The organism is Sphingomonas folli, from assembly GCF_019429525.1.
GTDB lineage: Bacteria > Pseudomonadota > Alphaproteobacteria > Sphingomonadales > Sphingomonadaceae > Sphingomonas > Sphingomonas folii.
This window is the reverse complement of record NZ_JAHXZL010000016.1, coordinates 24,899-34,011: the sequence shown is the minus strand read 5'-3', so window position 1 is coordinate 34,011 and position 9,113 is coordinate 24,899. Positions and strand designations below refer to the sequence as shown.

The 9,113-nt window shown below is 71.2% G+C and carries 6 protein-coding genes; 4 read left to right on the top strand and 2 right to left on the bottom strand.

Going from position 1 to position 9,113, the window contains the following annotated elements; all coding sequences use genetic code 11:
- Positions 1-527: 527 nt before the first annotated feature.
- Together KZ813_RS19800 and KZ813_RS19795 are read left to right on the top strand one after the other, a co-directional pair.
- Complete coding sequence (locus KZ813_RS19800; protein ID WP_308461945.1) at positions 528-3,032, top strand: TonB-dependent receptor; 2,505 nt, start codon at positions 528-530, stop codon at positions 3,030-3,032.
- Positions 3,029-4,159, top strand: coding sequence for a YdcF family protein (locus KZ813_RS19795; RefSeq protein ID WP_219756716.1), 1,131 nt, complete (start codon positions 3,029-3,031; stop codon positions 4,157-4,159). Before KZ813_RS19800 ends, KZ813_RS19795 begins: the two co-directional genes overlap by 4 nt.
- A gap of 192 nt (positions 4,160-4,351) precedes the next feature.
- On the opposite strand, the gene KZ813_RS19790 is transcribed toward KZ813_RS19795, so the two are convergent.
- Positions 4,352-5,221 (bottom strand): alpha/beta hydrolase, encoded by an 870-nt coding sequence (locus tag KZ813_RS19790; protein WP_258046993.1) that lies wholly within the window; start codon positions 5,219-5,221, stop codon positions 4,352-4,354.
- 310 nt (positions 5,222-5,531) lie between these two features.
- Here KZ813_RS19790 and KZ813_RS19785 point away from each other — a divergent pair, with 310 nt between their 5' ends.
- Entirely contained in the window at positions 5,532-6,902 is a 1,371-nt protein-coding gene (locus tag KZ813_RS19785; RefSeq protein WP_219756714.1) for a cation:proton antiporter, read from the top strand.
- A gap of 220 nt (positions 6,903-7,122) precedes the next feature.
- Positions 7,123-7,896, top strand: coding sequence for a hypothetical protein (locus tag KZ813_RS19780; protein ID WP_219756713.1), 774 nt, complete (start codon positions 7,123-7,125; stop codon positions 7,894-7,896).
- Here the strand turns inward: KZ813_RS19780 and lldD are convergent.
- Entirely contained in the window at positions 7,880-9,052 is a 1,173-nt protein-coding gene (gene lldD / locus KZ813_RS19775; protein WP_219756712.1) for an FMN-dependent L-lactate dehydrogenase LldD, read from the bottom strand. The genes KZ813_RS19780 and lldD overlap by 17 nt on opposite strands.
- Positions 9,053-9,113 lie beyond the last annotated feature (61 nt).

Here is a 9,113-nt window from a genome sequence, read left to right as displayed (position 1 = left end):
CCAGCGTTCGTTCTGAGCCAGGATCAAACTCTCAAGTTTGATGCTCGATACACACCCGGCGGAATAACCAGATATGCACCGCTCACTTCAAGGAGCCGTTCCTGCACTTCACATATGGATACGTGAAGGACACATGAAACGGCTTAAACTCTGACGACCCCAACGCACCTTGAATGCGCCAGACCCGCAGACCACCGTCCACATGTCCCTTCATCTATAACCTACAATGTCAAAGAGCCGCGAAAAACCGGCGCCCCGTCCAACTCCCTTTTACCGGAGTGACGCTGGCACCTGGTCTAGCGCTGATCGATGAGGCGTTCCAGCGAGTGGCCCGCCCCGTCGAGAAGCCGGCATATACGGGGGCTCCAACATGCCGTCAACGGGAAAATGCGAGAAATCTCACCCGCGAGGGAACCACCCCGCTGTCACGCCGAAGACGCGGTTCCGTCACCCGCACGTCATCACTCCGACCTAGCTCCCGTCGCAGCGGCCGAGCCGTGACAAACCAACATCATCGGGGAACCATCGTGAGAAAGCACGTGCTCGTCTGCACGGCCGCTTCGGCCATCTGTCTCTGCGCCCCTGGCGCGCTGGCCCAGCAGGCCGCGTCACCCGCGACCGCGGCCGAATCGCCGGCCGCTCCCTCGGGAGAGGACGGCACCGCCGCCGACGACATCATCGTCACGGGCTCGACCCGCGCCGAGCGCCGCTTCGACGTGTCCTACGCCATCAACTCGGTGTCGCAGGACGAGATCCAGCGCATCGCCCCGCTCAACACCGCCGACCTGATCGGCCAGCTGCCCGGCTTCCAGACCGAATCGACCGGCGGCGAGGTGCAGAACATCTATCGCATCCGCGGCCTGCCCAACGACGGCGGGTTCGTCAGCTTCCAGCAGGACGGGCTCCCGCTGTTCCACGAGAACGACGGCTTCTTCTTCCGCGGCGACGCGCTGCTCCGCCCCGATCTCATGACCGAGCGACTCGAGGTGGTGCGCGGCGGCCCTGCCCCGGTCTATGCCAGCTACTCGGGCGCGATCGTCAACGCGGTGACCGTGACCGGCCGCGACGAGCCGCGCGGCAAGGCGCGCGTCACGCTCGGCGACACCGGGCTGTACCGGCTCGACGCGGTCCAGTCGGGCCGGCTGAGCGACGACACGCATTACGCGGTCGGCGGCTTCCTGCGCTACCACGAGGGCTATCGCGACAACGGCTTCCCGAACGATCGCGGCGGCCAGATCCGCGCCAACCTGACGCACGACACCGGCGCCGGCACGCTCAGGGTCAGCGCCAACTATGTCAACGACCACAACGTCTTCTACCTGCCGATCCCGACCGCCGACCCGCGCGACCCGAGCCGCTCGCTCGACCGCTACATCGACTATTTCAGCGGCACGATGAACTCGCCCGCGCTGCGCGACGTGAGCCTGAAGTATCGCGACGGCGCCGGCGTGATCCAGGGTCGATCGAGCGACCTGGCCACCGGGCGGCACATGCAGATGGTCAACGCCGGCGTGCAATATGACGCGGACCTCGGCGACTGGCTGGTCTCCGCCAAGGCGGGCTTCACCAAGGGGCGGCTCGACTTCACCGCTTTCTACTCGACCACCAACCCGAGCGACGGCACCAGCTTCGCCAACTCCTATCTCGCCGCCTCGCGCGCCGCCTTCGGGCCGGTCGCGTCGATGGGCTACGTGCTCGCCGGCACCAGCACCGTCTACGACCCCTATGCCGCCTCCGGGCTGGTGGTGCAGGGCCAGTACCGCGACATCCACTCGCGCTTCTACTCGGCGCAGGGCGACCTCAGCGTCGCGCGCGCGTTCGACACCGCGATCGGGCGCCACGACCTAAAGGTCGGCGTCTACGCCAGCGCTTATGGTGCCAGCGCCGAATCGATCTACCAGAACTATCTCATCGAGGTGGCGGGCAAGCCGCGCACGCTCGACCTGGTCGCTTACTCCGCCGCGGGCGCGGTGCTCGGCCGCGTGACCGACAATGGCGCGCTCAACTATGCCGCGACGCTGACCAAGGGCGACGCCGACGCCAAGATGGTCGCGCTCTACGCCAACGACACCTGGGAGATCGTGCGCGGGCTGCGCGTCGACGCGGGCATCCGCCACGAGCGCTACGATTACGCGGGCTATGCCGCGAACACCGCGCAGTACAATCTGGGCGACGCGACCACCCTGGCGGACAATGCCACGCGCGGCTTCACCGGCACGATCACGAACCGCGAGCTCAACCCCAACATCACCAACTGGACCGCGGGGGTGAACTACGACTTCACGCCTCACTTCGGCCTCTACGCGCGCGCCTCGCACCTCGAGACGCCGCCGTCGATGCAGGTGACCTACACGATCAACCCGACGATCATCACCACCAAGGCCGACCAATATGAGGTAGGCGTCAAGCTGCAGTCGGGCGGCTCGTACCTCTACGCCACGGGCTTCTACACCAACTTCGACCCGCTCAACGCCTCCTTCCTGGCGTTCGACCCCACCACAGGGCGCAACGACGTCAACGTGCCCTTCATCGGCGAGGCGCAGATCAAGGGCATCGAGCTCGACGGCCTGCTCAAAGCGACGGACTGGTTCCAGCTCAACGCCGCGCTGACCGTCAGCAGCCCGGAGTATCGCAACTTCCGCAGCAGCACCGGCGCCGACCCGGCGGCGGCCGAGGGCAAGCAGATCGTGCGCGAGCCCAAGGTCTACGGCAACCTGCGCCCGACCTTCCGGCTCACCGCCGGCGACACCGACGTCGACCTCTACGGCCGATGGAATTACATGGGGAAGCGCTACGTCGACATCTACAACAACACCGCGCTGCCGTCCTATTCCACCTTCGGCGCGGGCGTGACCGCGACGCGGGGCAACTGGCAGGTGCAGGTGGTCGGCGACAATCTCACCGATGCCAAGGGGCTGACCGAGGGCAACACGCGCACCGACAACCTGAGCGGCCAGGGCACCGCCAACGCGATCTACGGCCGACCGATCTTCGGCCGCAACGTGCGGCTGACGGTGACCCGCTCGTGGTGAGCCGGCGCGCGGTCGCGCTCCTGCTCGCGGCGGCGGTACCGCTCGCCGCGGGCGTGCCGGTGGCGGTCGCCGCCGCGCCCGTGCGCGACCGCGCGAGCGAGGCGCTCGCCGCGCGGCTGTTCCCGCTGCTCGCGCGGCTCGGCCCGACGGCGGTGCCCGAGCCGCTGCGCCGCGCGCGCGCCGCGCGGGCGAGCGCGTGCGGCGAGGATGCCGCCTGCGTCGCGCGCGCCTCGCGGTGGGAGGCGGCGGAGATCGGCTCGGTCGTCGCCGTCACGCGCGGCGCCGCCCTCACGGGGCTCCCCGACGACGACGCGGCCGCGCAGCTCGGGCGCGAGCTGCGCGGCCTCACCGCGATCCTCGACAGCTACGCGCTCGGCGCCGCGCCGCGCTATCCCGCGATCGACGGCCCCGAGGTGGCGCCCGATAGCACCGAGGCACGCACGCGGCTGCGCGCCGCGGTGGCGATCGCCGCCACCGCGCGCGAGGGGGCGCTCGACCCGAGCGTGGAGCTCGCGCTGGCGCTGCTCCAGGTCAACGACCGGACCGACGCGGTCCGCGCGGACACCGGGCTCGACGCCCCCGCGCGGCGGCGGGCGCCCGCGCTGGACTGGTCGCGCTACCGCTACACCGCGCTGATCGTCACCGGGGTGGGTCCCGAGGTGCCCGACATGCCGCTGAGCCCCGGCGGCCTCTATCATGTCCGGCTCGCCGCCGAGCGCTATGCCGCGGGCGACGCCGCGCTGATCATCGTCACCGGCGGTCGCGCCCACCCGCGCGCGACCCGCTTCACCGAGGCGGTCGAGATGCGCCGCGCGCTGATCGAGCGCTACGGCGTGCCCGCCGAGGCGATCGTGCTCGAACCGTATGCGCGCCACACCACCACCAACCTGCGCAACGCCACGCGCGTGCTCGCCGGGCTGGGCGCCCCCCTCGATCGACCCGCGTTGATCGTGTGCAACCCCGAGCAGAGCCGCTACATCGAGGACGCCCCCTTCGCCGAACGCAACCGGCGCGAGCTGGGCTATCTGCCCGGCGCGATCGGCGCGCGACGCTCGCCGACCGAGCTCGAGTTCCGTCCGGCGCGCGAGTCGCTCCGGGTGGACCCGCTCGACCCACTCGATCCCTGATCCGAGACCCCGCCGACGCGCCTCCGAGTCCCGCTCGCCGCGGCGCTGCTGTCGCCCCCGCCCCCGCGCTCGCCCGGGGCCATCGCGCGCACGCCGGAGGCGAGCTGTTCGCTGCGGTGCTGGCCTATCTCGACGCGGCCGCCAGCTGGGCAGGGCTGACCTGCCAGCTCGAGGATCGCGACACGCCGCCCCTCACCCCGCCTTGATCATCCCGTGCATCGTCAGCCAGCGCGTGAAGGCGTCGAACCAGCCGGTGCTGGTCGTCGTCTTGGGGTACATGCCGAAGCCGTGCCCGCCCTGTTCGTAGAGGTGGAACTCGACCGGCCGCTTGGCCTCGCGCCAGCGCTCGATCAGCCCGAAACCCGCGTTGGCGAAGAAGGGATCGTCCGCCGCCAAGGCGACGAACAGCGGCGGCGCCTCGGCCGGCACCGTCACTCCCGTGAGCGGGCCGTAGATCGTGCCGATGAAGGCAGGCCTGGCATCACCCGGCGTCAGCGTCGTCGCCAGCGTCAGCATCGCGCCTGCCGAGAATCCGACCATGCCGATCTTGGCCGGGTCGACGTGCCACTCGGCGGCGCGGCGGCGCACCAGCGCGAAGGCGGCGCGCGAGTCGGCGAGCTGCGGCGCCAGCTGGGTCGCCATCGTCGCCGCGTCCGGGCGCGGCGGTCGCGCCGCGGTGCCCGAGAACATCGCGCGCATCGACTCGGCGAAGGCGGTCATCTCGCCCGGCGTCTGGTTGAGCCGGTATTTGAGCACGAACGCGGCCACGCCGCGTGCGGCGAGCGCGCGCGCCACGTCATAGCCCTCATTCTCCATCGACAGCGTGCGGAACCCGCCGCCCGGCGCGACGATCACCGCCGCGCCGCTCGCGCGCGCCGGGTCTGGCAGGAACGGCGTCAGCGTCGCCTCGGTGACGTTGCGCGTGAACACACTGCCATATTGGCGGAACCACGATTCCTTGACGCTCGCGCCGGGCAACGCGCCGGTGCCGAGCGGTAGCGCGGTCGGCTGGGCCGGCGTGGCGATCGGGGTCATCGCGTCGTTCTGCGCCGCGGCGGCCATGGGCGACGCGGCGAGCGCGCCGGCGACGAGGCGTAGGCACAAGCGACGCACATGTGCCGCGGTAGAAGCGCGCATGTCACTCTCCCATGTTATCGTTAACACCGAGCGTATGCGGAGGTCGTGCCGGAGTCCAGTGGCACCCGTCCGGCGACTGATGGCCAGACGCGATCGGCGGCGGGAGCGTGCGCTGGCCGTCCCGCTCGCCGTGTCGATGGGCGAAATCGACGCCGCCGCGCCGAACGGCACTTGCACGTCGCGGCGATCGGGGTCTTTGCTTCGCGCGGGGCGCGCGAACGCGGGAGAGGGGTTGATGGGCGACTGGCTGGAGAGTCTGCGGACGGTGACGGCGAACGTGCTCGCGCCGCACGGGCCCGCCACCGCCGCGGCGGCGCACAGCTACGCGCCCGGCGACTTCTCGATCCACTTCTTCCTCCAGCTCGCGGTGATCCTGGTGGCATGCCGTGTCGTCGGCTGGCTCGGCCAGAAGCTGCTCGGCCAGCCGCAGGTGGTGGGCGAGATGATCGCGGGCGTGGTGCTCGGGCCGTCGCTGCTCGGGCTGCTGTTCCCCGCGCTGCAGGGCGCGATCTTCCCCAAGGAGACCAAGAACGTGCTCTACGCGGGCGCGCAGCTGGGCGTGGGGCTCTACATGTTCCTGGTCGGCACCACGCTGCGGCTCGACCATTTCCGCACCAAGGCACGGAGCGCCTCCCTCGTATCGATGGCGGGGATCGCCGCGCCGTTCCTGATCGCGGTGCTGATCACCCCGTTCCTCCTCGACGTTCCCGGTCTGTTCGCGCCGGGGATCAGCCAGGCGAACGCGACCCTGTTCCTCGGTGCCTGCATCGCGCTCACGGCGTTCCCGATGCTCGCGCGGATCATCAACGAGCGCGGGCTGGCGGACAGCGCGCTCGGCACGCTGTCGCTCACCGCGGGCGCGTTCGACGACGCCTGCTCATGGTGCGTGCTGGCGCTGGTGCTCGCGACCTTCGGCGGCGGCCCGGGCGTGGCGATCCTGGCGATCGGGGGCGGGCTGCTGTGGGCGCTGTTCGTCGTCCTCGCCGGACCGCGGCTGCTCGCGCCACTGGCGCGCAAGGTCGAACGGGAGGGCGAGATGAGCCTCGCCAGCTTCGCCGCCGTGATGATCGCCTTCTGCCTGTCCGCCTTCCTGATGGACGTGGTGGGTATCCACGCGATCTTCGGCGGCTTCATCCTGGGCGCGGTGATGCCGCGCGGGCTGCTCACCGCCGAGATCAAGCGCAAGCTCGAGCCGCTGACGGTGGTGCTGCTGCTGCCGATGTTCTTCACCTACTCGGGGCTGAACACGCGGATGGACATGGTCAACTCGGCCGAGCTGCTGCTGATCGCGCTGGGCGTGCTGGTGGCCTCTGTGCTCGCCAAGGGCGGCGCCTGCTATCTCGCCGCGCGGCTGTCGGGCGAGGACAATCGCACCGCGCTGGGGATCGGCGCGCTGATGAACTCGCGCGGGCTGATGGAGCTGATCATCATCAACATCGGCCTGCAGAAAGGGATCATCGGGCCGACGCTCTTCGCGATGTTGGTGCTGATGGCGATCGTGACGACGATGATGGCGAGCCCGCTGTTCGAGCTCTTCTACGGGCGGCGGGGTCGCGAGAGCGGCGAGCTGGAGCGACTCGACCGCACGCTGGCGGAGGCGCGCTGAGCCCGCGCGGGCGCGGCGTTCGCCGCGCTGGGTCAGCCGGCCGCGAGGCAGAAGGCGCGACGGCGCAACGGACTAGCCCGCAGCGCCGCGAGGCGGTTCACGGCTAGCGCGGCCTTAATCTTGAAGCATGCGGGCGGCGCGGCGACACCGCCGCCATGCTCCGCCCCGCCCTCTGCTCCGCCCGGTCCACCCGGCCCGCCACCGCCGCGAGCCACTCGTGGTGAGGGGTGTCGCGCGCAAGTCGCGCCGCTTGCTCCACTGGGTCGCGCCGATCGCGGCAGGCCTGCCGATCCTCTTCTACGTCGGCGGACTGCTGCTCAGCCTCGGCGCGTTCGCGCCCGCGGGCGTCGAGGGGCTCGGCGCCTTCGACCTCTCGGAGGTGGCGGGCGCAGGATGGCTCAACCTCGGATCGACGCTGCTGCTCCTCGCCGCCGTGTGGGTGGTCGCGGCATTCTCGGTCTGGCCGATCTCCGAGCTGCTTGCCCGCGCGCTGGTCGAGCGCGCACCGCGATCGAGCGTCTTCGCGGCGGGGATCCTCGGCATCGCGCTCTGCGCCTATGCCATCGCCACGGTCGACGGCGTGTTCCAGCCGCTGATCGCGGTGTTCGCGCTGCTGATCATCGTCGCGCTGGTGGCGGCGCAGCTCACCCGCGGCAAGGCGGTGATGCAGGCGCGTGTCCGGCCGCTCGGCTGGTTCCTGCTGTGCGTGAGCCTCACGATCGGGCTCGTCGCGCTCGGCGAGGCGGCGTCGCCCTTCGGCGCCAGCGCCAGGCCGCGCGCGGCGGCGCTGCTCGCCACGCCATTCGGCCAGCGCTGCGTCTATCCGGTGCTGATCGGCCGTGCCCGGCTGCTCTACGCCGACGGCGCCCGGCTCTTCCTCTCCGACTATGAGAGCCGCAGCGTGATCGAGGTCGGTCGCCTACCCGCCGGCATCGCGCTCCGCCGCCGCGCGCCCGACTGCGCGCGGCTCGGCCCGGTCATCCCTGCGCGCTGACCGGCACTCCGTCGCGCACGAGCACGTCGGGCCCGATGGCGGCGACGTTCGTGCAGCCGGTGAGCGCCATCGCCACGCGCATCTCGGCCTCTACCAGCGCCAGCATCCGCGCCACTCCCGCCTCACCGCCCGCGGCGAGCGCATAGGCCCAGGCGCGCCCCAGCAGCACGCCGCGCGCGCCGAGCGCGAGCATCCGCACCACGTCGAGCCCGGTGCGCACCCCGCCGTCGGCGAGCACGGTCAGCCGGTCGCCCACCGCCGCGGCGATCGCGGGCAGCGCGCGCGCGGTGGAGGGCGTGCCGTCGAGCTGGCGGCCACCGTGGTTCGACACCACCAGCCCGTCCGCGCCCAGCGCCGCCGCCTCGCGCGCGTCCTCGGCGTCGAGCACGCCCTTGAGGATCAGCGGCCCGTCCCACTCCTGCCGGACCCAGTCGAGGTCGCGCCACGTCACCGTCGGGTCGAAATTGTCGCGCATCCAGCCGAGGAAATCCTCCAACCCGCTCGAATTGCCCAGTACCGGCGCGACGTTGCCGAGCTGGTGCGGGCGCCCATGCACGCCGACGTCCCACGCCCAGCGCGGGTGGCGCAGCGCCTGGCCGAAGCGCCGCGCCGCGCCGCGCCAGCCGCTCGCCCCCGCCAGCCCCGAGCGATAGTCGCGGTAGCGCGATCCCGGCACCGGCATGTCCACGGTGAACACCAGCGCGCTGCACCGCGCCGCGCGCGCCTGGGCGAGCAGGTCGCGCATGAAGCCGCGGTCGCGGATCATGTAGAGCTGGAACCAGAAGGGCCGCGTGGTGCCGCGCGCCACCTCGTCGATCGGGCACGCCGAGACGGTGGAGAGGCAGAACGGCACCCCCGCCTTCTCCGCCGCCCGCGCCGCCTGCACCTCGCCGCGGCGCGCGTTCATCCCCGCCAGCCCGATCGGCGCGAGCGCGACCGGCAGCGCCATGCGCTGGCCGAACAGCTCGGTGGAGGGATCGAGCGTGCCGATGTCGCGCAGCACGCGCTGGCGCAGCGCGATCGTCTCGAGGTCGGCGACGTTCCGCCGCAGCGTCGTCTCGCTGTACGACCCGCCGTCGATATATTCGAACAGGAAGGGCGGCAGCCGGCGCCGCGCGAGCTCGCGGAAATCGAGGGTGGAAGCGACGATTGTCATGGGGTTCGGGTTCACGAAGGCGGTGGCGCGCTGTAGCGCATAGGTGCAACCTGCATCCACT

Bases quoted from the DNA above. Each gene is read 5' to 3' on its own strand.
- KZ813_RS19790 (WP_258046993.1), bottom strand. From the start codon at position 5,221: ATGGCCGCCGCGGCGCAGAACGACGCGATGACCCCGATCGCCACGCCG.
- KZ813_RS19785 (WP_219756714.1), top strand. From the start codon at position 5,532: ATGGGCGACTGGCTGGAGAGTCTGCGGACGGTGACGGCGAACGTGCTC.
- lldD (WP_219756712.1), bottom strand. From the start codon at position 9,052: ATGACAATCGTCGCTTCCACCCTCGATTTCCGCGAGCTCGCGCGGCGC.